The sequence below is a fragment of the Haladaptatus sp. R4 genome (genome assembly GCF_001625445.1).
Lineage (GTDB): Archaea > Halobacteriota > Halobacteria > Halobacteriales > Haladaptataceae > Haladaptatus.
The window spans coordinates 98,738-122,344 of sequence record NZ_LWHG01000002.1; the positions used below are offsets into that span (position 1 = coordinate 98,738).

25 protein-coding genes and 2 pseudogenes are annotated in these 23,607 nt (G+C 61.8%); 21 read left to right on the forward strand and 6 right to left on the reverse strand.

The window, feature by feature from the left end; translation table 11 throughout:
* Window positions 1-10 precede the first annotated feature (10 nt).
* The 5 genes and pseudogenes from ilvC (at window position 11) to A4G99_RS01220 (ending at window position 4,297) form a co-directional block, all read left to right on the forward strand.
* The gene (gene ilvC / locus A4G99_RS01200) at window positions 11-1,072 is read left to right on the forward strand and encodes a ketol-acid reductoisomerase (protein ID WP_066138387.1); all 1,062 of its coding nucleotides are present in this window, start codon (window positions 11-13) and stop codon (window positions 1,070-1,072) included.
* Window positions 1,065-1,307 (forward strand): hypothetical protein, encoded by a 243-nt coding sequence (locus tag A4G99_RS01205; RefSeq protein WP_066138390.1) that lies wholly within the window; start codon window positions 1,065-1,067, stop codon window positions 1,305-1,307. The genes ilvC and A4G99_RS01205 overlap by 8 nt, the downstream gene beginning before the upstream one ends.
* A pseudogene (gene leuC / locus A4G99_RS01210) lies at window positions 1,304-2,724 on the forward strand (3-isopropylmalate dehydratase large subunit). Before A4G99_RS01205 ends, leuC begins: the two are co-directional and overlap by 4 nt.
* Window positions 2,721-3,320, forward strand: coding sequence for a 3-isopropylmalate dehydratase small subunit (gene leuD / locus A4G99_RS01215; protein ID WP_066138393.1), 600 nt, complete (start codon window positions 2,721-2,723; stop codon window positions 3,318-3,320). The pseudogene leuC and the gene leuD overlap by 4 nt, the downstream one beginning before the upstream one ends.
* The gene (locus tag A4G99_RS01220; protein ID WP_066138396.1) at window positions 3,317-4,297 is read left to right on the forward strand and encodes an isocitrate/isopropylmalate dehydrogenase family protein; all 981 of its coding nucleotides are present in this window, start codon (window positions 3,317-3,319) and stop codon (window positions 4,295-4,297) included. Before leuD ends, A4G99_RS01220 begins: the two co-directional genes overlap by 4 nt.
* Before the next feature lie 36 nt (window positions 4,298-4,333).
* On the opposite strand, the gene A4G99_RS01225 is transcribed toward A4G99_RS01220, so the two are convergent.
* Window positions 4,334-4,570, reverse strand: coding sequence for a hypothetical protein (locus A4G99_RS01225; RefSeq protein ID WP_066138399.1), 237 nt, complete (start codon window positions 4,568-4,570; stop codon window positions 4,334-4,336).
* A gap of 88 nt (window positions 4,571-4,658) precedes the next feature.
* On the opposite strand from A4G99_RS01225, the gene A4G99_RS01230 reads away from it, so the two are divergent.
* From A4G99_RS01230 to A4G99_RS01260, 7 genes are all read left to right on the forward strand, one after another.
* Window positions 4,659-5,333, forward strand: a complete 675-nt coding sequence (locus A4G99_RS01230) for a VOC family protein (protein WP_066138402.1) — start codon at window positions 4,659-4,661, stop codon at window positions 5,331-5,333.
* An 80-nt stretch (window positions 5,334-5,413) separates the two neighbouring features.
* Window positions 5,414-5,878, forward strand: coding sequence for a hypothetical protein (locus A4G99_RS01235; protein ID WP_066138405.1), 465 nt, complete (start codon window positions 5,414-5,416; stop codon window positions 5,876-5,878).
* 76 nt (window positions 5,879-5,954) lie between these two features.
* The gene (locus A4G99_RS01240; protein ID WP_066138408.1) at window positions 5,955-6,551 is read left to right on the forward strand and encodes a CoA pyrophosphatase; all 597 of its coding nucleotides are present in this window, start codon (window positions 5,955-5,957) and stop codon (window positions 6,549-6,551) included.
* Between the two features lie 228 nt (window positions 6,552-6,779).
* The gene (locus tag A4G99_RS01245) at window positions 6,780-7,346 is read left to right on the forward strand and encodes a helix-turn-helix domain-containing protein (RefSeq protein WP_066138411.1); all 567 of its coding nucleotides are present in this window, start codon (window positions 6,780-6,782) and stop codon (window positions 7,344-7,346) included.
* A 69-nt stretch (window positions 7,347-7,415) separates the two neighbouring features.
* Window positions 7,416-7,814, forward strand: a complete 399-nt coding sequence (locus A4G99_RS01250) for a hypothetical protein (RefSeq protein ID WP_066138414.1) — start codon at window positions 7,416-7,418, stop codon at window positions 7,812-7,814.
* Window positions 7,815-7,939: 125 nt separating this feature from the next.
* Window positions 7,940-9,070 (forward strand): FAD-binding oxidoreductase, encoded by a 1,131-nt coding sequence (locus A4G99_RS01255; protein WP_066138416.1) that lies wholly within the window; start codon window positions 7,940-7,942, stop codon window positions 9,068-9,070.
* Window positions 9,071-9,159: 89 nt separating this feature from the next.
* Entirely contained in the window at window positions 9,160-9,828 is a 669-nt protein-coding gene (locus A4G99_RS01260) for a dihydrofolate reductase family protein (protein ID WP_082837658.1), read from the forward strand.
* Between the two features lie 11 nt (window positions 9,829-9,839).
* On the opposite strand, the gene solA is transcribed toward A4G99_RS01260, so the two are convergent.
* The 3 genes from solA to A4G99_RS01275 all read right to left on the reverse strand — a co-directional run bounded on the left by solA (window position 9,840) and on the right by A4G99_RS01275 (window position 12,628).
* Window positions 9,840-10,964: an N-methyl-L-tryptophan oxidase gene (gene solA, locus A4G99_RS01265; RefSeq protein ID WP_066138419.1), complete on the reverse strand. Its 1,125-nt coding sequence runs from the start codon at window positions 10,962-10,964 to the stop codon at window positions 9,840-9,842.
* A 116-nt stretch (window positions 10,965-11,080) separates the two neighbouring features.
* Window positions 11,081-11,863, reverse strand: a complete 783-nt coding sequence (locus A4G99_RS01270; protein ID WP_066138422.1) for an alpha/beta fold hydrolase — start codon at window positions 11,861-11,863, stop codon at window positions 11,081-11,083.
* 81 nt (window positions 11,864-11,944) lie between these two features.
* Window positions 11,945-12,628: a helix-turn-helix domain-containing protein gene (locus A4G99_RS01275; RefSeq protein ID WP_066138424.1), complete on the reverse strand. Its 684-nt coding sequence runs from the start codon at window positions 12,626-12,628 to the stop codon at window positions 11,945-11,947.
* Window positions 12,629-12,881: 253 nt separating this feature from the next.
* Here A4G99_RS01275 and A4G99_RS01280 point away from each other — a divergent pair, with 253 nt between their 5' ends.
* From A4G99_RS01280 to A4G99_RS01290, 3 genes are read left to right on the forward strand one after another with little or no spacing between them, the layout of a single operon-like run.
* Window positions 12,882-13,493: a hypothetical protein gene (locus A4G99_RS01280; RefSeq protein ID WP_066138427.1), complete on the forward strand. Its 612-nt coding sequence runs from the start codon at window positions 12,882-12,884 to the stop codon at window positions 13,491-13,493.
* Window positions 13,494-13,552: 59 nt separating this feature from the next.
* Complete coding sequence (locus A4G99_RS01285; protein ID WP_066138430.1) at window positions 13,553-13,924, forward strand: hypothetical protein; 372 nt, start codon at window positions 13,553-13,555, stop codon at window positions 13,922-13,924.
* The gene (locus A4G99_RS01290; RefSeq protein ID WP_223301538.1) at window positions 13,921-14,664 is read left to right on the forward strand and encodes a DICT sensory domain-containing protein; all 744 of its coding nucleotides are present in this window, start codon (window positions 13,921-13,923) and stop codon (window positions 14,662-14,664) included. The genes A4G99_RS01285 and A4G99_RS01290 overlap by 4 nt, the downstream gene beginning before the upstream one ends.
* Window positions 14,665-14,670: 6 nt before the next feature.
* Here the strand turns inward: A4G99_RS01290 and A4G99_RS01295 are convergent, their stop codons facing one another.
* A complete protein-coding gene (locus A4G99_RS01295; RefSeq protein WP_066138433.1) occupies window positions 14,671-15,513 on the reverse strand; it encodes a hypothetical protein in 843 nt (280 codons plus the stop codon).
* The gene (locus A4G99_RS01300) at window positions 15,510-16,778 is read right to left on the reverse strand and encodes a PQQ-binding-like beta-propeller repeat protein (RefSeq protein ID WP_066138436.1); all 1,269 of its coding nucleotides are present in this window, start codon (window positions 16,776-16,778) and stop codon (window positions 15,510-15,512) included. The genes A4G99_RS01295 and A4G99_RS01300 overlap by 4 nt, the downstream gene beginning before the upstream one ends.
* A 105-nt stretch (window positions 16,779-16,883) precedes the next feature.
* Here A4G99_RS01300 and A4G99_RS01305 point away from each other — a divergent pair, with 105 nt between their 5' ends.
* The 6 genes and pseudogenes from A4G99_RS01305 to A4G99_RS01330 all read left to right on the forward strand — a co-directional run.
* Window positions 16,884-17,648 carry a hypothetical protein gene (locus A4G99_RS01305; RefSeq protein WP_223301539.1) on the forward strand — a complete coding sequence of 255 codons (765 nt, stop codon included), beginning with the start codon at window positions 16,884-16,886 and terminating at the stop codon, window positions 17,646-17,648.
* 806 nt (window positions 17,649-18,454) lie between these two features.
* A pseudogene (locus A4G99_RS01310) lies at window positions 18,455-19,779 on the forward strand (ABC transporter substrate-binding protein).
* A gap of 39 nt (window positions 19,780-19,818) precedes the next feature.
* Window positions 19,819-20,817 (forward strand): ABC transporter permease, encoded by a 999-nt coding sequence (locus A4G99_RS01315; RefSeq protein ID WP_066138439.1) that lies wholly within the window; start codon window positions 19,819-19,821, stop codon window positions 20,815-20,817.
* A 1-nt stretch (window position 20,818) separates the two neighbouring features.
* Window positions 20,819-21,802: an ABC transporter permease gene (locus tag A4G99_RS01320; protein ID WP_066138443.1), complete on the forward strand. Its 984-nt coding sequence runs from the start codon at window positions 20,819-20,821 to the stop codon at window positions 21,800-21,802.
* A gap of 12 nt (window positions 21,803-21,814) precedes the next feature.
* Window positions 21,815-22,936 (forward strand): ABC transporter ATP-binding protein, encoded by a 1,122-nt coding sequence (locus A4G99_RS01325; protein ID WP_066138445.1) that lies wholly within the window; start codon window positions 21,815-21,817, stop codon window positions 22,934-22,936.
* A 1-nt stretch (window position 22,937) separates the two neighbouring features.
* A partial coding sequence (locus A4G99_RS01330; RefSeq protein ID WP_223301540.1) for a dipeptide/oligopeptide/nickel ABC transporter ATP-binding protein occupies window positions 22,938-23,607 on the forward strand: 670 nt, incomplete at its 3' end.

Below are 23,607 nucleotides of genomic sequence, written 5' to 3' on the forward strand. Positions count from 1 at the left end.
GAATACAACAATGACGAACCAATACGACGCAACGATCTACTACGACGACGACGCGGACGACAGTTATCTGAACGACAAGACGGTGGCCGTACTCGGGTACGGCAGCCAGGGCCACGCCCACGCACAGAACCTCGCTGACAGCGGGGTGGACGTGGTGGTCGGCCTGCGAGAGGGTTCGTCCTCGCGCAAGGCCGCGGAAGCCGACGGCCTGCGCGTTGCGACGCCGAAAGAGGCGGCCAGTGAAGCACAGGTCGTCTCGGTGCTCGTGCCCGACACCGTCCAACCGGCCGTGTACGCCGACATCGAATCCGAACTGGAACCCGGCGACACGCTCCAATTCGCCCACGGGTTCAACATCCACTACGGGCAGATCGAACCGTCGGAGGATGTGGACGTGACGATGATCGCCCCGAAATCGCCGGGGCACCTCGTTCGCCGGAACTACGAGGCCGACGAGGGAACGCCGGGCCTGCTCGCCATCTATCAGGACGCGAGCGGCGAGGCGAAGGAGGAGGCGCTCGCCTACGGGAAAGCCATCGGTTGCACCCGCGCAGGCGTTGTCGAGACCTCGTTCCAGGAGGAGACGGAAACCGACCTGTTCGGCGAGCAGGCCGTCCTCTGTGGCGGCGTGACGGAACTCATCAAAGCCGGGTACGAGACGCTCGTCGATGCGGGCTACTCGCCCGAGATGGCGTACTTCGAGTGCCTAAACGAGATGAAACTCATCGTGGACCTGATGTACGAGGGCGGCCTCGGCGAGATGTGGGATTCGGTCTCCGACACCGCCGAATACGGTGGTCTGACGCGCGGCGAGGTCGTCGTCGACGACCACGCCCGCGAGAACATGGAGACGGTCCTCCAGCAGGTGCAAGACGGCGAGTTCGCGCGCCAGTGGATCGTCGAGAACCAGGCCGGGCGGCCGTCGTACCGTCAGAAGCGGAAGGCCGAGAAGAACCACGAAATCGAGGAGGTCGGGGACCGTCTCCGCCAACTGTTCTCGTGGTCGGAAACGGAAGACGAGGAATCGGAATCCGAGGAAGGAGAACAAGAGCGAGTGACTGCAGATGACTGAGGAAAATCGGAACGGACGGACGGAAACGATGGCGGACGTGAACCACGTCCATCCCCACGCCGACCGCGGCGCGATGACACAGCTGTTCGGCCGTGGGCAGGTCGCCACCGACGGTGGGGACGACGAATCGGAGACGGAAGCGATGGCCGACGTGCAACACACCGCTCCGCGAGGTGCGGGTGACTCGACGAGCGTGTTCGAGCGCGGCCACGAATATCGGGTACAGTACCGATGAGTGAGGGAACGCTCTACGACGAGGTGTGGGACCGCCACACGGTAACGGAACTGCCGACCGGACAGACCCAACTGTTCGTCGGCCTGCATCTCGTCCACGAGGTGACGAGTCCGCAGGCGTTCGGCATGTTGGAGGAGCGCGACATGGAGGTCGCGTATCCCGAAAACACCCACGCGACGGTGGACCACATCGTCCCGACTGCCGACCAGTCGCGTCCGTACGCCGACGAGGCAGCGGAAGAGATGATGTCGGAGTTGGAGGAGAACGTGCAGGGAGCGGGTATCAACTTCTCGCACCCGGAATCGGGCGACCAAGGAATCGTTCACGTTATCGGTCCGGAGCAGGGACTGACTCAGCCCGGCATGACCATCGTCTGTGGCGACAGCCACACCGCGACGCACGGCGCGTTCGGCGCGCTGGCGTTCGGTATCGGTACGAGCCAGATTCGTGACGTGCTGGCGACCGGAACGATCGCGATGGAGAAACAGAAGGTCCGAAAGATCGAGGTCACGGGAGAACTCGGGCCCGGCGTCTCGGCGAAGGACATCGTCCTCGAAATCATCCGCCAACTCGGCACCGACGGCGGCGTCGGCTACGTGTACGAGTACGCGGGCGAGGCAATCGAGAATCTGGACATGGAAGGCCGGATGAGCATCTGCAACATGTCCATCGAGGGCGGCGCTCGCGCGGGCTACGTCAACCCCGACGAGACCACCTACGAGTACCTGCGGGAGACGGACGCCTTCGCGGATAATCCTGAAAAGTTCGAGGAACTCAAATCCTACTGGGAGTCCGTGCGCTCCGACGAGGATGCCGAGTACGACGACGTGGTCGTCATCGACGGCGACGAACTCGAACCGATGGTGACGTGGGGGACGACGCCCGGACAGGGCGTCGGCATCACGGAACCGATTCCCGCACCAGAAGACCTGCCCGAGGAGAAGCAGGAGACGGCGCGACAGTCACAGGAACACATGCGCGTCGAACCCGGCGAGACGATGGCGGGCTACGACATCGACGTGGCGTTCGTCGGCTCCTGTACCAACGCCCGACTGCCCGACCTGCGCCGCGCGGCGCAGGTCGTCGAGGGACGCGAAGTCCACGACGACGTACGGGCGATGGTCGTCCCCGGTAGCCAGCGCGTGAAGGCCGCCGCAGAGGCGGAAGGGCTGGACGAAATCTTCCGCGAGGCTGGTTTCGACTGGCGTCAGGCCGGTTGTTCGATGTGTCTGGGTATGAACGACGACCAACTCGACGGCGACGAGGCCAGTGCATCGTCCTCGAACCGCAACTTCGTTGGACGACAGGGCAGTCCGGACGGCCGGACGGTGCTGATGAGTCCCGAGATGGTCGCGGCCGCGCGATTCGCGGCGAAGTGACCGACGTGCGCGAACTGTCGGAGGTGGTGAGCGCATGACCGAAGAAGTCACCCACGAATCCGGAACCGGCATCGCGGTGCGCGGCAACGACATCGACACCGACCAGATCATCCCGGCGCGGTTCATGAAGGTCGTCACCTTCGACGGCCTGGGGCAGTTCGCGTTCTTCGACCAGCGGTTCGATTCGAACGACGACCCGCAACCGCACCCGTTCAACGAGGACGATCACGAGGGTGCGTCGATTCTGGTCGTCAACGGTAACTTCGGCTGTGGTTCCTCGCGCGAGCATGCGCCGCAGGCGCTCGCTCGCTGGGGAATCGACGCCATCGTCGGCGAGAGTTTCGCCGAGATTTTCGCCGGAAATTGCCTCGCGCTGGGCATCCCGACGGTCACGGCTGACGCCGAGACCGTCGAGGCGTTGCAGGACTTCGTCGAGGAGAACCCCGACGCCGAAATCGAGGTCGACGTGGCGGAGGAAACCGTGCGCTACGACGGCCGAACCGTCGAGGCGAACGTTGACGACGCCCAGCGACAGGCGCTCGTGGAGGGCGTCTGGGACACGACGGCGCTGATGAAGTCGAACGAAGCGGAAATCGAGAAAACGGCCGAGAGCCTCCCTTACGTCGAACAATGAGCGAACAAATCGCTGTCATCCCCGGCGACGGAATCGGACAGGAAGTAGTACCAGCGGCACGGCGAGTCCTCGAAGCCGTCGGACCGGAGTTCGAGTTCGTGGAAGGTGACGCGGGCGACGCCGTGAAGGAAGAGACCGGCGAAGCGTTGCCGGAGGAAACCCGAACTCTCGTGTCGGAATCCGACGCGACGCTGTTCGGCGCGGCGGGCGAGACGGCGGCGGAGGTCATTCTGCCGCTTCGCGGCGTCGTGGATTCGTTCGTCAACGTGCGCCCCGCACGGGCGTATCCGGGCACGGAAGCGCTCCGACCCGAGACCGACCTCGTCTTCCTCCGCGAGAACACGGAGGGCGTCTACGCCGGTCACGAGTCGAACCTGAGCGACGACGTGACGACGCTGACCCGCGTCGTCACCGAATCCGCGTCCGAACGACTCGCCGAATTCGCCTGCGAGTACGTCGAGGGGCGCGACGACGAGGAGTTCACTATCGCTCACAAGGCGAACGTGATGCGCGAGACCGACGGCCTGTTCCGCGACACGGTGGACCGCGTGGCGGACGCGCAGGGCGTTTCACACGACGAGATGCTGATGGACGCGCTGGCGACCCACCTCTGTCTGCACCCCGACGAGTTCGGCGTCATCGTCTGCCCGAACCTCGCGGGCGACGTGCTGTCGGACCTCGCCGCCGGATTGGTCGGCGGATTGGGACTGCTCCCCTCGGCCAACATCGGACCGGACAACGCGCTGTTCGAACCCGTCCACGGCACCGCGCCGGATATTGCGGGCGAGGGCGTGGCGAACCCGTCGGCAACCATCCTCTCGGCCGCGATGCTGCTGGAGCATCTGGGCTACGACGAGGAGGGCGCGGCGGTTCGTGAGGCGGTCGAATCCGTGCTGTCGGACGGGCCGCGAACGCCCGACCTCGGCGGCGACGGAACCACCGCTGACGTCACCGAGGCAGTGCTGTCTCGGCTATAGCTTCTCTACTGTTCGTTCGGTTTCTGTTTTCGCGGTTCAGAAGGAAAACACCGACATGACGATCATTCCCGCGCCGGTCGTACCGAGTATCCCGAAACAGAATCGCGTGAGTGCCACCCGCCAGCCCGCAGGTTCGACCGTGTCGATCGGGTTCGCACTGCCGATGGAGTCGGATTGCTCGTCGGGCGTCGACAGTTGGTACCCGTATTTAACGCCGAGGGCACCGAGGGCGAGCACACCGAGTCCGGTGAGCATCATGCTGAAGGAGACCATATTCGAGAGATGTTATTGTTCCAATAAATACTTTCTGCTCGAAATGAAGTAAAGTTAGATTCATCGCTCTCGGGACTGTACCTCGACCGTGTACATTCGCCGTCTCACGCTCGAAACTACGGCACCCGACGAACTGACCGACTTCTACGGCGGTCGCCTTGGGCTCTCACTCTCACGCGAAGAGTGCGGACTCTCGGTTTCTGTCGGGACCACGGAACTCGAATTCAGGACCGTAGACTCCGGATCGCCGTTCTATCACTTCGCTATCAACGTTCCAGAAAACCGATTTCAGGAGGCGCGTGATTGGTTGGCCGATAGAGTCGGCCTCATACCGGACGCCGACTCCGGCGAGACCGAGTTCCACTTCGAATTCATGAACGCCAACGCGACGTACTTCGAAGACCCGGCAGGGAACATCGGCGAACTCATCGCTCGGCACGACATCGGTAACGCGACGGTGGAAGGAGAGAAATTCGGTCCGGACTGCCTGCTCGAAGTGAGCGAAATCGGGCTACCGGTTCCCGACGTGCCGACTGCCGTCGAGACTATCGAAACCCACACGGAGACGAGAGCGTGGGAGAGCGACAGCAAAACCTTCCGGGTCGTCGGCGACGACCACGGCATGTTCATCCTCGTACGGGAGGGACGAGACTGGTTTCCCACTGGACGGCCCGCCGAGGTATTTCCAACTGAAATCGTCATCGAGGGGTCCGACCCCGGCTACGAGTGGTCGAATCTCCCGTACCGAATCAGTACCCGGTAACGGAACACGTTTCCCGCGCGTGACGAAAGGTGAACACTAATATCGGTGGCCCGATGCTTCCCGGTAACGAGTGAGACGACATGAGTGAGACGAAAGACGAACTCGCGGGTGTGGTGGATCTGTTCGGTGAACTGACACGTGCGGAACTGGCCGAGGCGCTCGCCGAGTTGGCGTTCAAGCAGGGAAAGGAGGTGGACGAATCGGCGTTCGAGGCGGTCATCGAAGACGGCGTGCGGGACTTCTATCTCGTGGAAGCACGCGCCGATGCCGACACCGGCGAGGACGGCGAAACCGTGCTCGTGCCCGGTCCGGTGGCGTTCCCGGCGTTGCCCGACAACGCGGAGGACCTGCCGCATATCATGGACGTTCCGGAGCGGACCACGGACCGCGAGGGGTTGGGCGAACGCGTGAAGGAGCGACTCGCCGAGGAGGCCGAAACGGCCGACGAGGAGCGGGGGCAGTACCTCGTGGACGTGAGCTACGACCTCGAAGCGTGGGCACCCGTGAAGGCGGACGACGTGCGCGAACGGTTGGACGAGTCATGAGGCCGAACGATTGCGCTCCGAGAACGAGTCGCACGCCGACCGGGCAAATTAAGGCCGGACGGACCGACGAAACCACATGAACCTCGGTCGGGTGGCCGACCACGAACCACGGTTGGTCACGGACGAGCAACGCGAGGCGGCCGTCCTCGTGCCGATTATCGACCGCGACGATGGTCCCGCCCTCCTCTTCACCAAGCGCGCGGACCACCTCGGCGAACATCCGGGACAGATGAGTTTCGTCGGCGGGGGGCACGAACCGGGCGACGACGACCTCTGGGAGACCGCACTCCGGGAAGCACACGAGGAAATCGGGCTTCGACCCGAGGAAGTCGAGCACGTCGGGCGACTGGACGACATCCGGACGATAACGGGCTACTCCATCAGTCCGTTCGTCGTCAGAATCCCGGACCGCGAGTACGACCCCGACGAGCGCGAAGTGGCTGAAATCGCCGTCCTCCCCGTCTCGGAACTGACGGACTTCGACAACTACGAGAACGAACACCGCGACCATCCACACTACGGCGAGGTGGTCATCCACTACTTCCACGTCGATGGCTTCACCGTCTGGGGCGCGACGGGACGGATGCTGGTGCAACTGCTGGAACTGGCGACGGATTGGTGCGCGCCGGAGAAAATCGACCGGTTCGTCGACACCGACCCGGATTTGGGATAGGGACAAATTCGACGGACGGTTCACGGCGAAGACCCCAGAACTCGGATGAACTGATAGGCAACTCTCGTCCGTGTTCTGTCTCATGGTCGGGGGAGGTTGCAAAAGCCGTGATTGAGTACGGAGTGTCTCCGTCTATGAGACTCGTCGCCAGTGACGGTACGTACAAGTGATGAAAATATCCATTCAAAGCATCCATATTTTTATGGCAATTACTCGACCATCTTGGGTATGGATTGGCTGCCCGCCCGCGATGTGGATGGGACACAACGTGGTGATCCACGTCTCATCGGCCTTGATGACGAGAATATCGACGAAGCACTCGACGCGATCTCTTCGGCCACTGCTCGCACACTACTCACGGAGATTTACAGCGATCCGGTAACTCCTAGTGACCTGCGCGACCGTACTGACAACTCGCTGCAAACGATTTCGTATCACTTGGGGAAGCTTGAGAACGCAGGTCTCGTTCGCGTCGCAGATACTCGGTACTCGGAACAGGGGCGAGAGATGGCGGTGTACGCGCCACCCGACGATCCGGTCGTGCTTTTCGTCGGCACCGAAGACCGGAGGAACGGCCTGCGCGATCTGTTCGCACGCGTATTTGGTGCGGGGATACTACTCCTTGGCGCGACTATCTACGTCCTCTACCGGACGTTCGAGTACAGTAGCGGGCCACCCGGGAGCAATCCGACATCTCACGGCCTCCTCGATATCTCGTTCATCGCGTTCTTCACAGGCGGATTCTTCGTTCTCGTGCTCGTGCTCTGCTGGGGAATCTGGGTACGACTCCGCTAGTTCGTTTCGGGCTTAAAATTCGTTTTACGTCTCCCAGAAGTATTTCCTTCCAACTCGCCGAAAGAACATATGAGTACTTGGCCGTCCGACCGCACTGCGCATCTACTCGAAGCACTCCTCGCACTCGCCACCCTCGTTAGCACTGACCTGTCTCTGGACTACAACCCGTGGTATCCGGAATGGATACATATCGGTCTACTCTCACTGCCGCCAAGCGCCATTGCACCGATGATACTCTCGATAGCCATTCTTGTACTCAGGGGACGCTCCACCAATCCGCGTGGAATCGGTCGCCGCGCGCTCACGGCGTTCGCGGCCAGTACGCTCATACTCTGTCTGTATGCGATCTGGAACCTGAACACTGACCCTGGTGGGGTTTACTGGGCAGGATTTTTCCCACTTGTTACCGGCGTCCTGCTCGCCGTCTCAACGCTGTTGAGATTGGTCATCGAACGTATTCGTCAATAATAGATCGGGTATCAATCGGTGGTGGCATTCTCTCCCGTGACTATCAGGGCATACTTTTCGCACCGACCTACCGTCCGGATTGTCGGTATCCATACGTCAAAGTGGGGGGCATGCGACCATCTCCCATGTACGACGCAATCGTCGTCGGGGGCGGAATCGTCGGTGCCTCCGTCGCCTACCACCTCGCACGTGAGGACGTGGACACGCTTCTCATCGACCGCCACGACACCGGACGGGCGACGGACGCCGGTGCGGGCATCATCTCTCCAGCGACCAGCAGTCGAACCGCCTCGACCCAGTGGTTCGAGTTCGCGCTCGATGCCGCGGCGTACTATCCCGACGTCGTCGAACGCCTCGAAGCCGAACAGGACGGGGAGACGGGTTACTCCGACTGTCCCCTGCTCTCGGTCGCGGTGGACGAGGACGAAGTACCGGAGTACGACGCGGCATCCGAACGGATTCGGGAGCGACAGGAGAAATACGGTCAGCCAGCTCCCGGAACGACGGAGGAAATCTCGTCGGCGGAGGCGAAATCGCGGTTCCCGGCCCTCGCCGAAACTCGGCGCTGTCGCGCCTACGACGGTGCCGCGCGGGTGGACGCCCGGACGTTCACCGGCGCGCTGCTCCGGGCGGCGAAGAAACACGGACTCACCGTTTTCGGAAAGGACGTGACCGAGATTCACCACGAGGACGGGACCGTCACGGGCGTCGAAACCGCCGACGCAACGACGTACGAGGCCCCGGCGGTCGTGATCGCCGGGGGTGCGTGGTCCGATCGATTTTCCGACTCGCTCGGCGTGTCGATCCCAGTAGAACCCCAACGCGGGCAGATCATCCACCTCGATTTGGGCGACACGGACACCTCCACGTGGCCCATCCTCAGCCCGTATCACAGCCACTACATGGTCCCGTGGTCGGACAACCGCGTCGCCGTCGGCGCGACCCGTGAAGTCGGGTCGGGCTTCGAACCCCACACGACGGCCGAAGGTGTTCACGAGGTGCTCGGCGAAGCGCTTCGCGTCGCGCCCGGACTCGGCGACGCGGCGATCGAGGAGATCCGTGTCGGCCTCCGTCCGCGCTCGGCCGACCAACTGCCCGTTTTGGGGCAAATTCCGACCGTCGAAGGCGTCCACCTGGCGACCGGTCACGGCGCGACCGGACTCCAACTCGGCCCCTACAGCGGAAAACTGGTCGCCGATCAGATCATGGGCGAACCGGTCGATATCGAGGAGTTCAGCGTGGAGCGGTTCGAGTAGCGGGACGAACGACCCCAGTGGCCGGGTCGCACGGTGGCGAGAATTAAGGGGGTTGCCGGCGTCCCGAATGTCCTGGGGGGAAATAGACGATGACAAACGGAGGGATTTCCGACGAGTCGGAAATCGACACCGAGGAAACGAGTGGAAACGTCGTCGCGGAACTGTCCACGTCGTTGGACGGGTTCATCGCCGGGCCGAACTCGGGGGTCGACAACCCGCTGGGGGACGGCGGCGAGCGACTCCACGAGTGGGTGTACGAACTGGCGAGTTGGCGCGAGTTACACGGTCTCGACGGCGGGAAAACGGGCACCGACGACGACGTCTTCGCGGAATCGTTCGGGAGTGTCGGCGCGGTCGTGATGGGAAAGCGGATGTTCGACACCGGCGAGGAACCGTGGGGTGATGACCCACCGTTTCACGTTCCGGTGTTCGTCCTCACGCACGACCATCGAGGAACGGAGGAACGACGGGGTGGCACGACGTTCACCTTCGTCACCGACGGCGTCGAGAACGCGCTCGAACGGGCAAGAGCGGCCGCGGGTACCGACGATGTGTCGGTCGCGGGCGGGGCGAACGTCGTTCAGGGGTTTCTCGGTGCGGACCTTCTGGATGAAATCCGACTTCACATCGTTCCCATCCTGCTCGGGGACGGGGTTCGCTTGTTCGACCATCTCGACTTCGAACCGCTCGAACTCGAAAAGACGCGGGTGGTGGACTCGCCCGACGTGACTCACCTGTGGTACCGCGTCGAACGGTGATCGGATCGACGTCAGAACCGGTCGAGCGAGAACAACTCGATATCGTGGCGACTCTCGCCGTCGATGGCGAGGTCGGCCAGAATCTCGCCGACGACGCTCGACAGTTTGAACCCGTGGCCTGAAAAGCCCGCGCCGACGACGACCTGCGGGTGGTCCGGTAGCGCGTCGATGATGAAGTGTTCGTCCGGCGAGTTGGTGAACAGACACGTCTCCAAGCGCATCGTCGGTCCGGCCGCGTCGGGGAAGTAGCGTTCCGTGAAATCGCGGAGGACGCGCTCGTCGGCGGGCGTCGGGCCGCCCACGTCGTCCGGGGAGACGTTCTCGTGGAAGTGGTTGTACTTGCCGACCTTGTACCCGGGCACGCCGTACTCCGGGAAGCCGTAGAAGTAGCCCTCCTCGCAACCCATCGTGAAGACCGGGAACGAATCGGGTTGGAACGCTTCGGGTTCGTCGGGTTGGAACCACCCCAACACTTGTCGCTCCGGTCTCGCCTCGGCCCGCAGCATCGGGAGCAAGTTTGCGGCCCACGCGCCTGCCGTGACGACCATCGTGTCGGCGGTGTAGCTCCCCTCCCTCGTTTCGACGCGGACACCGCCGTCGGCGGTTGGCTCCCAGTCGAGGACGCCCTCCCGGGCGCGAATCTCCGCGCCGTGTCGGTGTGCTTCGTTCACGTGCGCGACGACGCACTGTTCGACGTGAAGGAAGCCGCCGTCCGGTTCGAAAATCGCGACGAAGTCCTCGGGCAGTTCGTAGCCCGGATATCGTTCGTCCACCTCCTCGGCGGAAAGCCGTTCGTACGCCAATCCGTGTGTCTCACAGGATTCGCGCGCACCGGCGACCTTCTCGCTGCCCTCCGGCCCAGCGACGATACAACCGGTCGTGTGGAGGAGTTTTGTGGGGTGGGTGGCATCCAACTCGTCCCACAGTTCGTAGGCACGCTCCAGCAGCGGGACGTAGTCAGGGTGCTCGTAGTACGCCTTCCGGATGATTCGCGTCACGCCGTGTGACGACCCCATCGAATGCGGAATATCGTAGCGTTCCAGGCCCAAGACGTTCTCGCCGCGCTTTGCGAGGTGGGCCGCCGTCGCGCTTCCCATGCCGCCGACGCCGACGACGATGGTATCGTATTCGGTCATACTCGTGTCGTGATCGGCGGTGACAATGAACGTGGGTAGTTCGGCGGGGGGATTTCGTCACCCATATTTTCAGAAAACTCATTTAATTATCCGCACGATCCACGTCCCAAATCAGCTCACTTCTCCCGGTCGATGAACGTCCGAACCTCGGCCACGACGCGGCCGGGCGCTTCCGTCGGTCCGCCGTGACCGAGTCCCTCGAACTCGACCAGACGGCTGTTTGGAACCGCATCACGAACCGCACGGACGCTCTCCCGGAGATGGGGCGGTCCCTCGGTTCCAGTCAGCAACAGCGTGGGTGCGGCGACATCGAGATGGTCGGGAAGACCGTACCGTTCGATGGCGCGATTCATTCGAACCGTGTTCTCCACCAGATCGACGATGCCGGGCCACGGTGGCCACGCTTCGAGCCACGTATCGAAATTCTCGATCTCGCCACCGTGAACGACCTCACGGACGTACTGTTTCATCGCGTCACGACGCTCCCCGGCGTCGAGGAGTTCTTGCATCCGGTCCGCGAGATTCGCTCGGTCCCTGTATTCGCCGACCAGAACCGCCGGTTCGTAGGCAATGAGGCGATCGATCGATGCTTCACGGGCGGCCTCGATCACCAGAAGGCCACCGAAGGAGTGCCCGAAAACGATCGGTTCGGTGTCGAACGTGTCGATTATCGTACGAACGTCTGTTACTTCACGTTCGAGGCTGTACCCGCCGCCGTCTCCGCTGTTCCCGTGACCTCGTCGATGTGGAACGACGAGCGTGAAATCGTCAGCGAAGCGCGGGACGAGTGGCTCCCAGTACCGATGGGTAGAGCCGCCGTGTAGGAGGACGAGCGGCGGTCCCTCCCCGTACCGTTCGTATGCGATGGCCGTTCCATCCGCGGACGTAACCGATTGCATAGTTTTACCGAAGTCCGCGACGCGGCTAAATCTATCCCGGAATGGTGCGGCTATTTATATACCATCCGCCTCGGAGACGATTCACTCGGGTAACGGCGGCCACGTCGAGGCGACGGTGGTTTCGACGAGGTGTGTCTGGGCACGCCGGAGTCGCTCGGAGAGCGACGACGCGGAGACCCCCAGTTCGGAAGCGACGGCATCGAGCGAGGCCGTGCGCGGGATTTCGAAATACCCCATCTCGTAGGCGGTTCGGAGTGCCTCCTGTTGTCGGTCTGTCAGGCCGTCCCCCGGCGGTTCCGGTTCGCCGTCCGTCGTAAGTCGTCGGAGCGTGAACTCGCCGTTCTCCTGCCAGAACGTTCGAAACTCGTCGAACGCCGCCCGATGAGCGAACCGTCCGGTCTGAACCCATCCCGTGGGAGTGACGCGAATCCGTTCGATACTGGCTTCTGTGGTGGCAAGTGAGCGAAGTCCCGAGAGGTCGAGGTCATCTCCAAGTTGTGCTCGTTCACCGATGGCAGGCAACACCTGATAGCGACGAGTTTCGCCCGCACGTCCGACCAGCGTGTACTCCGCTACGAAGGCCGCGGCTTCGAACGTCCGTTTGATCACCTCGTCCTCACCACCGGTCACGTGGACGAGAAACGGTGGCAGGTCGCCGTGGTTGTACTGAAGCTCGACCTCCAGCGTTGCCTCGGTCAGAGAGGCTGCGACGTCCACGAACGGGAGGGCTGCACAGGTAATCTCGTATTCAGCGACGAGCGCCATGCCTGTCTCGTCTCGGTCGCCGATGATGGAAGTGTTGATCCCACTGCATTTCACCGGTGATTTTGAATCCTCCTCGGGATAACGGGGTGGCGCCGGAAGTCGAGCATTCCACCGCAGTCCCCTATTCGACGGTACGCGATATTTTTGTCCTAACGCTCTGAAACGTCCGAATATTGGTGTTTCGGAGAATCGACACAGGTATATTCCCGAGGATGATATCGGCTGAAAACGACCGATACCCGGTCGTGGTACCGTGACGGAACAGACAGACTACCTCGACGACAGAATCGCGGACGCAATTCTCAACGGCTCGCCCTACGAGCGACTGCGCGTCCGACGGAACAGCTTCTTCGACCAATCCATCCCGACGAAACTCGCCTGGCAGGGCGTCCTACTGCTCGCGCTGGCACTCATCGCGCCGATAACGCTCGGCTACTCCGACTCGGTTGCGGCGCTGTTTCCGGGCGGAAATCCACTGACTGCATCGCCGATCATCCTGATGCCGGGTGCGCTCGTCCTCCTCCTCGAACTCGGAGCGGCGGCCGGACACGTCGCCGTCGCCGCGACGGTACTCTCCGGCGAGGAGGACCTGAGCACGCGCCGGATGCAACAGCTTTTGAGCGTCGAGGAGATCGCGTCGTTTTACGGCTTGGTCGGTGGCGCGCTCCTGCTCGTCATCACGTTGGCGGTGTTCCTCCTGGGCTACAGCGGCGTGGAGACGATCCACCAGTACACGACGGCGGCCGGACGAGGCCCATTCGACGCGTCGGGCACCGGTCTGAGCGTGTTTGCCGTCTCGGCCGTCTCGGTCACGATGAGCGCCATCCTCTTCGTCACCAGTCGGTTGCTCGCCCGACGACTGTAACGCGAGTCGGGGCCGAAGATTTAGGCATTCCCGAATTGTATGGGTATCGGGGAGTCTATATGGGAAACGACTCCGAGGACATACTGTACGAAATTTTGTTAGACACGTCGCTGGACGACGACGTGTATCGGGCCCTGTCGAGTACGCCTCGACGATATACGCTGTACACCCTCTTGGAGTGGGACCGAATCTCGCTGGACGAACTGGCCGACGTGCTCACGGGGTGGCTGTACGCGAGCGAATATCGGATGGCGACGGCCGAGGACCGCGAGCAGTTGCTGGCCGAACTCCAGCGACAACACATCCGTATGCTACGCAAGTCGGGACTCGTCGACTACGATCCGCGTGAAGAACTGCTCGTCAAGCCCGAATTCTCCCCGTCCGTCACTCGACTACTACACTGGGCGCTGAAAAACGAGTATGGGAATTGAGCGAAGGAAAAGGAGCGGAACTACCGATGAACTTCCGGGAAGCCATCGATGCGGTCGAGCGGGAACGAAAGACGCTCGTAGTGTACAGTAGTGACTCGAATACGGACCTCGTAGAGCAGTTCGAGACGAAAAACGTCACGGTGCAGTACAAACGGCTTCGGAGCGTCGGACCGAACGAATTCCTCGTCATCCGGGACGAGGACGGGTTTCAGGGAGCGATCGGGGTGACCGCGCTTCGTGAATTTCTCACCCCGCCGGTTCTCGTCCCGTGGCACGATGATTTCGATCCGTCCTCGTTCCGCGACCTGCGAACGCTTCTCGATGAAACCCTGTTCACGTCGTTCGACCGACGGCAGATGTTGGCGACCAGCCGCGAAATCGAGGACCGCGCGTGGCGTATCGCCGTCGGTTCCTTACACGTCGGATTTCAGGCGTTCTCGGCGTTTCAGGATCAGATGGACCTCTATCGCCGACTCGCGTCGGAGACGAACCTGGATATTCACATCTACGGACGTGCGGACTGGAAACCACCTCGGATACCCAACACGACGTTTTGTGCCAGAACGGAGGGTGAGATCGGACGGGTGTGGTTCCTCGTCTACGACGGTGGCGGCGACGACGATCAGAAATGCGCGCTGGTCGCCGAGGAACGTGATGACGGCGAATTCTTCGGATTCTGGACGTACAACCCGACGACGGTGAACGAGTTGCTCGACCATCTCGTGGAAACCTACGGTTGACGAGGCTCACTCGTCGGTTGCGATCACCGCTACACGTATCGCGCCGAGAACTCCCAACGGGGCGAAGATAGACACTCCGAGAACCGTCCCGAGCGCGACGTGGAGTTCGGGTCCACCGTACGAGGCGAGCGAGTCGAGCATCGGAACGCTCCCAACCCAGTACTGGAGCGTCCCGATGATTCCCGCAAAGACGACGACCGACAGGGTGTTCCCGGCGACCGAGTCGTAGCTTCGCCGAATCGCCGTACCCATCGAGCTACCACGAACCAGCAACACCGGGACGGCGAACAGTCGGGCCGAGATGAACGCGACGAGCAGTACGCCGACGAGCAGAGCGACGAAGCCGAGCATCGCTGCTATCGCGCCGACCGCCCAGACGAGACCGGACAGACAACATTGAAAGACGACGAGCGACGCGACGCTTCGAACGGAGATGGAATCGCCATCCGAACGGGTCACGAGGGCGACAACCGCGGTTGCGATCGCTATCTGGGTGACGAGCCAGACGGCGGCGACTTCCGCCATGATCGGGAGCCGAAGCCCCAAAATCGCGCCAATCGGTCGGGTAACGAGGGAGGAGTCACCGGGATACAACAGCACGACGAAATGGGCGAGTCCCATCCGAGCGACGGTGGCGACCTGCGTCGCCACCGGGTCGCGGAGTCGGACGACGTTACAGGCGGCGAGCACGACGCTCGTCACCAGAAACGGCACGGCGAGCGAGGGACGCGAGCGAATGTCCCGCAGGGCACCCACGAGCAATCCCAAGGCCGTGATGGAGTCGTCGGGCGGCGAATCGGAACCGACGTGATCGATCCCGGTGCCGTGGACCTGCTCGTCTCGGCTCATCGGGACGCCTCCAATGCGTACAGTTCGAACCCGTCCGTGAAGACGACCATCTCGGCACCGACTGCCGGTGGTGACGGAGCTTTTTCGGTCTCGAATTTCCACCGTTCGTCTCCAGTCTTCGCGTCGAGTGCGAGGAGGGCCCGCGAATCGGGGACGTAGACCGTGTCGCCCGCGACGACGGGCGTTCGCTTGTACTCGCCGACCGGCTTCTCCCATCGAGTCGTTCCCGAGCGTGGGTCAAGCGCGAGGAGGAGGTCCCCGTCGTCCCGTGTGGTCTGGACGTACACCGTCTCGTCGGTGACGGTCGGTGTTCCCTGTATCTTCGCGTACTTTCCGTCGCCGGTGAGGTGACGGAGCCACCGACGTTTCCCGGTCTTCCTGTCGAAGGCGATGGCGTAGTCGTCACGCGTTCCGTACACGCCGTGATCGGCGGCGGTCACGTACCCCCACGTGAGCACTTCTTTGAACGGTTGACGTCGCCAGCGAACGTCCCCTGTTTCGGCGTCGAGCGCGGCGAATTCGTTGACCCACGTCGCGATGTAGACGACGCCGTCGTAGACGGAGACTCGTGAGGACAGGCCGTCAGACCGATAGCGCCACCGTTCCCGTCCGTCGCTCGGGTCGAGCGCGCGCACGCTACTCTCGACACCTGTATCGTGTGGAACGAAGACGTGTCCATCGGCGACGACCGGCGAGACGGCGTCGCCGCTCGGCAACAACGACTGGATGAACGACGACTTCGGTTCGGGCGTTCGCCAGCGAAATCGGAGGTCACCGCGCGGGCCGGTGCCCGGATTGACGCCGTAAACCCGACGCCCGTCGGTCGAAACGACCGTCTCGTTGCGGTATGCAGTCTTCGTTGCGATGGCTGGCGTCGCTCCGAACGGCTTCCGCCGATGGGTTTGCGTCGTTCCGTCCGTCGCATGGACGGTGAGGAAACTCCCGGCCGTGCTGTAGACGGTCCCGTCGTAGATGAGCGGCGTCGGCGAACGTCCTGTCACGTTCGGAAGCGTCCGTTTCCACCGAACCGCGGGTTTCGCTCGGAGCGAGAGGCCGTCCGGTTTGTATGCCGTGCCCGCCGAATCGTAGCCGACGAGCGGCCAATCGTCCGCGGAAATCGGTCGGGAAGCGGCGGGGTACAGCGCGCTACACCCACCGAGAGTGCCGAAAACGGCAGTCGAAGTGAGACCGAGAAATCGCCGACGGGAGGGCGTGGGAGGTCGTTTTTGGGGAGGGCTGTCGTTTGGAGGGCGGGGATCAGTCACTGTGCGTCAGATTTCTAGATGAAACAAAAAGTATTTTCATTGTCGACAGGTTCGCTCGGTATATCAGTCCATTTAACCATCTTCACCGGGTTTGGTCGGTAGCGAATGAGCTATCGAGACGCGATCATGGCGGCCAAGTACGCCGGGGGGGCAAACGAACAGGCGACGGCGCTTCATCAACGACGGCTCGAAGCGGTCGTGAGCGGGGAAGGCTACTTCGACTTCGATTCGCCGCGGGGTATCGTCGTTCACGTCGTTCCGACCGGCGTGTACGACGACGGCTACGCGATAGACCTCGGCGAGCACAGCGTGTTGCCCGAGGCCGATCCCATGCGCCCGAAACAGCTTCCAATCCTCGGGCGGGACGGCGCGCGCGGTTCGTGGACCGCCGACGGGTTCGGGGCGACCGTCCCGTCGGATGACCGGAACGGCTGTGCCGGGTATGCACACCTCTTCTCGAACGGTGTCGTCGAGTCGGTTGCCGCGATTCCGTTCGAGGAGTCCCGGACGGAACCGCCACGAATCGACGGACGGGCGCTCGAACTCGACTTGACACGGAGCGTCCGGCGGTACCTTCGCGTGCTCGCGTACCACCAGCGGACGGCCCCGATTTACGTCACGCTCACGATGTACGGCGTCGATGGCTGTCTGCTCGACACCGGTGTGGTCGAGTCGAGCGACGACGCGCATCCGATTCGAGAATCGATGCTCGCACCGTTCCCCGTGACGCTCGACAACTTCGATGCCGACGTTCGAACCGAACTCGCGGCCCCCATCGACGCACTCTGGCGGGGTGCGGGCTATCCGAAATCGCCCTTCTTCGATTCCGGCGTGTGGGAACTTCGGTCGGCGTTCGATGACGGCGACTGAACGCCGGTCATCGTCCCCACGTTACGACAGGATTACTCCATCGTATTCCGACGATGGCGGTCAGCAGCAGGCCGGAATCCTCTTCGGATCCGTATCCGCCTTCGACGGATCGATTCACCCTCACGCACACCATACAGTATGGTGTGGAATTCGCATCAACTGTCCGGCTTTTAAATACTCTCGGCGGAATGAAATACAATACGATTGATCGTTTTTGCTCAACCTTCTCACTGTGATCGACCGAACGAAATAATATCATAAAATTGCTAATAGGGGATGGTATCCGGAGTAGTACTCGTGAACTGTTGGCGAGTTGTCGCTCGATTTTAGTTATGATCTCTCCCGAATTTATTTTGGAGCATCACCTTCGTAGGCAATGATTACCGCTTCCGATAGTTCGTTTCAGGCACCCAATAACAATGGTTGGCTCAGTAAAAAATATTCGACAGTTGCTCACATGTCCGCGGACTGCGGACGAGCGGCGACCCCATCAACGAATCACAAAAAGTATGACGAAAAAAAGCACGATACCCGATTCGATCAAGCGACGACGGCTTCTGCAAGGTCTCGGTGCAACCGGCATCGCGGCGCTGGCTGGATGTTCAGGGAGTCAAGATAACTCTGGCGGTGGCGGCAATAATTCGGGCGGCGGAGCCAACACCAGCGGGACGCTGAAACTCGCGCAGGTGAAAAGCCCGCTGGAGTTCGACCCCATCGTCCTCAACGACGTTCCTTCCGCACAGGTATCGGACCGCGTCTTCGAGGGTCTGTACACGTACGACTCCGGAATCAACGTCGTTCCGAAGATGGCGACGGGCAAGCCGGAAGTCAAGAACGGCGGCAAGACGTACATCGTCGAGTACCAGAAGGGGATCAAGTTCCAGAACGGCGATTCATTATCCCCCGAGGACATCGCATATTCATTCACGGCACCCGTCAAGGAGGAGACCGAGAACGCGTCCACGTTCACGATGATTGACTCGGTTTCGAAGGCGGGCAAACGGAAGGTCAAGTTCGATTTGAAATACCCATACGGGCCGTTCATGAACGTCCTGACGTCCTCCGTCGTCCCGAAGTCGGTTCGGGAGAAGGACAAAAAGAAATTCAACAAGAAGAACCCGATCGCACCGGACCGTTCAAATTCGATGACTGGCAGGAAGGCAACTACGTCAAGATTTCCCGGTGGGACGACTACTGGGGGAAGCCGAAACCGAACCTCGCAAACGTGAAGATGGTTCCCGTCGAGGAACCGACGACACGGTTGACGAGCCTTCAAACCGGCGAAAACGACGTTATCGAGGAAATTCCGCCGAAGCTCTGGAAACAGGTCCAGAACATGAGCGATACGTCCATCGAGTCGAAAATCGGGATGGGCTACTTCTATCTCGCCTTCAACTGCAAGAACGGGCCGACGACGGACCCGAAGGTTCGGGAAGCCATCGACTACTGCTTCGACATGGACCAAGCGGTTTCGAACTTCGTCGAACCGAGCGGGGTCCGACAGTACAGTCCGCTACCGGAACAAATCTCGAAGAAGTGGGGCTTCCCGCTCGACAAGTGGAAGAAGATTCCACACGACAAGAACATCGACAAGGCAAAGGAGTTGCTCAAGAATTCCGACGAAGTTCCGGACAACTGGAACGCCAAAATCATCGTTCCCCCGGACGACAAACGCCAACAGTTGGGCGTCACCGTCGCCAACGGACTGAAAGAGGCGGGGTACAACGCCAACGTCCAGCGGCTCGATTGGGGTGCGTTCCTCAACAAGTTCGTCACCGGCAAGACGAGCGATTACAACATGTACACCCTCGGCTGGTCGGGCGGCCCTGACCCCGACGACTTCCTCTATTACTTCTTCACGAAGTCCGCCCACGGGACGAACGACGGGACCTACTACAACAAGGTCAACAAGCAAATCGTCGAGGCGCGGAAGTCGTCTGACCACGCCAAACGGAAGAAGCTGTACACCGAGGCCATCAACAAGGTGCTCCACGACCGGGCACACCTTCCGGCGTACAACCTGAAGAACAGTTTCGGGGTGAAAAACAAGGTGAACGGGTTCGAACCGCATCCGGTGTTGAGCTTCGTCCTCGCGACGCAGTACACCAACGCTTCCATCGCGAAGCAGTAACGCGACACCCCCTTTCGATACGATTCAACGACAATACACATGGGAATCCTTCGCTATACGATTCGACGCTTACTACAGGCCATTCCGGTACTGCTCGGCATCGTGACGATCACGTTCCTTTTGACGAACGCGATTCCGGGCGACCCCGTTCAGATCATGCTCGGGCCATCGCCGAGCGCCGAGATGGTCGACCAGATACGCGCCCAGTACGGATTGAACCAGCCGCTTCCGGTGCGTTACGTCAACTACCTCACCTCCGTCGCACAGGGGAACCTCGGCGAGAGCATCTACTACCGAACTCCGGTGACGACGAAGATAATGCAGCGGCTTCCGGTGACGCTTCTGCTCATGTTGTCGAGCTTCATCTTCGCGCTGGTCGTGGCGATTCCGCTCGGCATCATCTCCGCGAAACGGCGCAACAAGCCGACCGACCACGTCACGCGCATCGTTGCGCTCATCGGCGTCAGCACGCCCGACTTCTGGATCGGCCTGATGCTCATCATCGTCTTCGCCTATTACCTCGGTTGGTTCCCGGCAACGGGGCTGGTCGAACCGTGGCAGAAACCGAGCGCGGTCGAGGGTGCGTCTACGCAACTCGGCGTCTTCTGGCAGACGTTCATGCACCTGTTGCTCCCGGCGATAACGCTCGGCACGCTCCAAATGGCCGCGATCATGCGTATCGAGCGCTCCTCGATGCTCGAAGTGCTCCAACAGGAGTACGTGAAGCTGGCGCGCGCCTACGGCGTCGCGGAACGAAAGATCGTGCGAAAACACGCGTTTCGGAACGCCCAACTGCCGGTCATCACGGTCGTCGGGTTGCAACTCACCGCCGCGCTCGGCGGGGCGGTGCTGACCGAGACGGTGTTCAACATCAACGGAATGGGACGGCTCATCATCACGGCGATCAACAATCAGGACTACCCGCTGGTCATGGGAACGACGATCTTCTTCGGCTTGACGTTCGTCGTCGGCGTCGTCATTACCGACATTTCCTACGCGTACATCGACCCGCGAGTGAGTTACGACGAGGTGGACTAAAATGGGAACTGGAGAAGCAAATTCGACGGACGTTCGAAACGCCAACGCGACCGACCGAGGGGAAGCGAAAGTCGAGGCAAACGTCGGATGGCGCTATGCGCTCGAACAGGTCCGGCGGGACACCACCGCGAGGATCGGCCTCTACATCATTGGGTTCATCGTCGTCCTCGCGGTGTTCGCGTGGATCGACGCGAAACTGTTCGACTACGCCATCGTGAGCAGTTTCTGGCACAACCCGGTGAACGATCCGACGAACGCCAAGATCCTGCGCCCTCCGGCGATGACGAGCAACACGTTCGGGAAGGGGCTGTGGGAGTACCCGCTCGGGACGGACCACCGCGGCCGGGACATCCTCGTTCGACTCGTCTACGGTTCGCGCATCGCCATGCAGGTCGGCATCATCTCGACCGGTTTCGGACTCATCTGCGGGACGATACTCGGCGCGGTCGCGGGGTATCACGGCGGATGGATCGACGACGTACTGATGCGGCTGGCTGAAACGCTGTACGCGATTCCGTTCCTCGTGCTGGTCATCGCGTTCATGGCCGCGTTCGGCCGCGACCTGACCTTCGCGATGATCGGTGTTGGCATCACCACGATTCCCGTCTTCGCCCGCCTCATCCGTTCGCGGGTCGTGAGTGTGCGCGAGGAAGAATACATCGAAGCGGCGAGGGCGGCGGGAGTGCGCGACCGGAATATCATCCTGCGTCACGTCATCCCGAACAGCTTCGCGCCGGTTCTCGTCCAAGCTACGTTGCAGGTCGGCATCAGCATCCTCATCGTCGCTGGCCTCTCGTTCCTCGGGTTCGGGGCACAGCCACCGACGCCCTCGTGGGGACAGATGCTCAGCCAATCTCGGGGTTACATGCTACCCGACCCGTGGTTCAGCCTCTGGCCGGGACTGGCCATCCTCGTCACCGTGATGGGGTTCAACCTGCTCGGCGACGGCCTGCGGGACGCACTCGACCCGCGAATCAACAACTGACGGAGACGAACAATGACTGATACACTGTTACACATCGATAACCTGAAGACACAGTTCTTCACCGAGGAGGGCGTCGTCCGTGCGGTGGACGGCATCTCCTTCGACGTAAAGGAGGGCGAAATCGTCGGTCTCGTGGGCGAATCCGGGGCCGGGAAGAGCGTCGCCGCACAGAGCATCCTCCGACTAGTGGAATCGCCGGGCGAAATCGTCGGCGGGGAAGTCCGCTTCCGGGACGAACTGCTGTTCGGCGTCGAGGAGGGACCGGATGGCGAGATGCGGGAACGCGAGGAGATGCTGTCGAACGAAGAGATGCGGAAGCGAATTCGCGGCACCGAAATCGCCATCATCTTCCAGGACCCGATGGAGAGCCTGAATCCCGTCTTCACCGTCGGGAGCCAACTCCGGGAGTTCATCGAAATCAACCGGGACCTCTCCAAATCGGACGCCAAAGAGGAGGCTATCAGCATGCTTCGGGAAGTGGGCATCCCGGAGCCAGTCGAACGCTACGACAACTATCCGCACCAGTTCTCGGGTGGGATGCGCCAGCGCGTGCTCATCGCGATGGCGCTCGCGTGCGAACCGAGCCTGATCATCGCCGACGAACCGACGACGGCGCTGGACGTGACCGTCGAGGGCCAGATTCTCTCGTTGGTCAACGACCTGCAGGCCAAATACGACACGAGTTTCATCTGGGTGACTCACGACATGGGCGTCGTCGCGGAGTTGTGCGACCGGGTGAACGTGATGTACCTCGGAGAAATCGTCGAGCAGGCCACCGTGGACGACTTGTTCCACGACACCAAACATCCCTACACGCGGGCGCTGTTGGATTCGATGCCGCGTCCCGACCAGACCGTCGATGAACTGACGCCGATTCGGGGCGTCATGCCGGAAGCCATCGACCCGCCTCGTGGCTGTCGATTCCACACGCGCTGTCCGGACGCCCGCGAGGTCTGCACCCAAGTCCATCCGGAGTGCAAGGAACTCGCGGAGGCGGGCGAACGCTCGCACAAGGCGGCCTGCGTGAAACACGACGCGTTCGACGTGGGCTACGAGTTCAGCGACCCCATCGAGATTCGAGCCACGACGGGCATCACCGACGACATCGTGACGGATGCGCAGGGGGACGACTGAGATGAGTGACACCATGTCGACGGGAGAACTGGCCGACGAGGACACGAGAGCGGGCGAGACCATCCTCGAAGTGGACGGTCTCACGAAACACTTCTCCGACAGCGGCGGCTTCCTGTCCGGCCTGTTCGGCGAGCAAAAGCCGGTTCGCGCCGTCGAGGACGTCTCCTTTTCGATTCGGAAGGGCGAGACGCTCGGCTTGGTCGGCGAATCGGGCTGTGGGAAAAGCACGCTCGCACGGGCCATCCTCCGCCTCGTGGAGCCGACGGACGGGACGGTGTACTTCAAGGGTGAGAACCTGACCACACTGGGCGGTGAGGACCTGCGCGCCCAGCGCAGGGACGTGCAGATGATCTTCCAGGACCCGCAGTCCTCACTGGATCCGCGGATGAAAATCGGTCCCATCGTGGAGGAACCGATGAAGGCCCACGGGCTGTACGACGCTGACGGACGGGAGCAGCGAGCCCGTGAACTGCTGGAGAAGGTCGGACTGGACCCGCAGCACTACAACCGCCACCCGCACGCCTTCTCGGGTGGGCAACGTCAACGGGTGAACTTGGCGCGTGCGCTGAGCGTGAATCCGGACTTCATCGTCTGTGACGAACCCGTGACGGCGCTCGACGTCTCGATTCAGGCCCAAGTGCTCAACACGATGCGCTCGCTGCAGGACGAGT

Bases quoted from the DNA above. Each gene is read 5' to 3' on its own strand.
- ilvC (WP_066138387.1), top strand. From the start codon at position 11: ATGACGAACCAATACGACGCAACGATCTACTACGACGACGACGCGGAC.
- A4G99_RS01205 (WP_066138390.1), top strand. From the start codon at position 1,065: ATGACTGAGGAAAATCGGAACGGACGGACGGAAACGATGGCGGACGTG.
- leuD (WP_066138393.1), top strand. From the start codon at position 2,721: ATGACCGAAGAAGTCACCCACGAATCCGGAACCGGCATCGCGGTGCGC.
- A4G99_RS01220 (WP_066138396.1), top strand. From the start codon at position 3,317: ATGAGCGAACAAATCGCTGTCATCCCCGGCGACGGAATCGGACAGGAA.
- A4G99_RS01225 (WP_066138399.1), bottom strand. From the start codon at position 4,570: ATGGTCTCCTTCAGCATGATGCTCACCGGACTCGGTGTGCTCGCCCTC.
- A4G99_RS01235 (WP_066138405.1), top strand. From the start codon at position 5,414: ATGAGTGAGACGAAAGACGAACTCGCGGGTGTGGTGGATCTGTTCGGT.
- A4G99_RS01240 (WP_066138408.1), top strand. From the start codon at position 5,955: ATGAACCTCGGTCGGGTGGCCGACCACGAACCACGGTTGGTCACGGAC.
- A4G99_RS01245 (WP_066138411.1), top strand. From the start codon at position 6,780: ATGGATTGGCTGCCCGCCCGCGATGTGGATGGGACACAACGTGGTGAT.
- A4G99_RS01250 (WP_066138414.1), top strand. From the start codon at position 7,416: ATGAGTACTTGGCCGTCCGACCGCACTGCGCATCTACTCGAAGCACTC.
- A4G99_RS01255 (WP_066138416.1), top strand. From the start codon at position 7,940: ATGTACGACGCAATCGTCGTCGGGGGCGGAATCGTCGGTGCCTCCGTC.
- A4G99_RS01260 (WP_082837658.1), top strand. From the start codon at position 9,160: ATGACAAACGGAGGGATTTCCGACGAGTCGGAAATCGACACCGAGGAA.
- solA (WP_066138419.1), bottom strand. From the start codon at position 10,964: ATGACCGAATACGATACCATCGTCGTCGGCGTCGGCGGCATGGGAAGC.
- A4G99_RS01270 (WP_066138422.1), bottom strand. From the start codon at position 11,863: ATGCAATCGGTTACGTCCGCGGATGGAACGGCCATCGCATACGAACGG.
- A4G99_RS01275 (WP_066138424.1), bottom strand. From the start codon at position 12,628: ATGGCGCTCGTCGCTGAATACGAGATTACCTGTGCAGCCCTCCCGTTC.
- A4G99_RS01285 (WP_066138430.1), top strand. From the start codon at position 13,553: ATGGGAAACGACTCCGAGGACATACTGTACGAAATTTTGTTAGACACG.
- A4G99_RS01295 (WP_066138433.1), bottom strand. From the start codon at position 15,513: ATGAGCCGAGACGAGCAGGTCCACGGCACCGGGATCGATCACGTCGGT.
- A4G99_RS01305 (WP_223301539.1), top strand. From the start codon at position 16,884: ATGAGCTATCGAGACGCGATCATGGCGGCCAAGTACGCCGGGGGGGCA.
- A4G99_RS01315 (WP_066138439.1), top strand. From the start codon at position 19,819: ATGGGAATCCTTCGCTATACGATTCGACGCTTACTACAGGCCATTCCG.
- A4G99_RS01320 (WP_066138443.1), top strand. From the start codon at position 20,819: ATGGGAACTGGAGAAGCAAATTCGACGGACGTTCGAAACGCCAACGCG.
- A4G99_RS01325 (WP_066138445.1), top strand. From the start codon at position 21,815: ATGACTGATACACTGTTACACATCGATAACCTGAAGACACAGTTCTTC.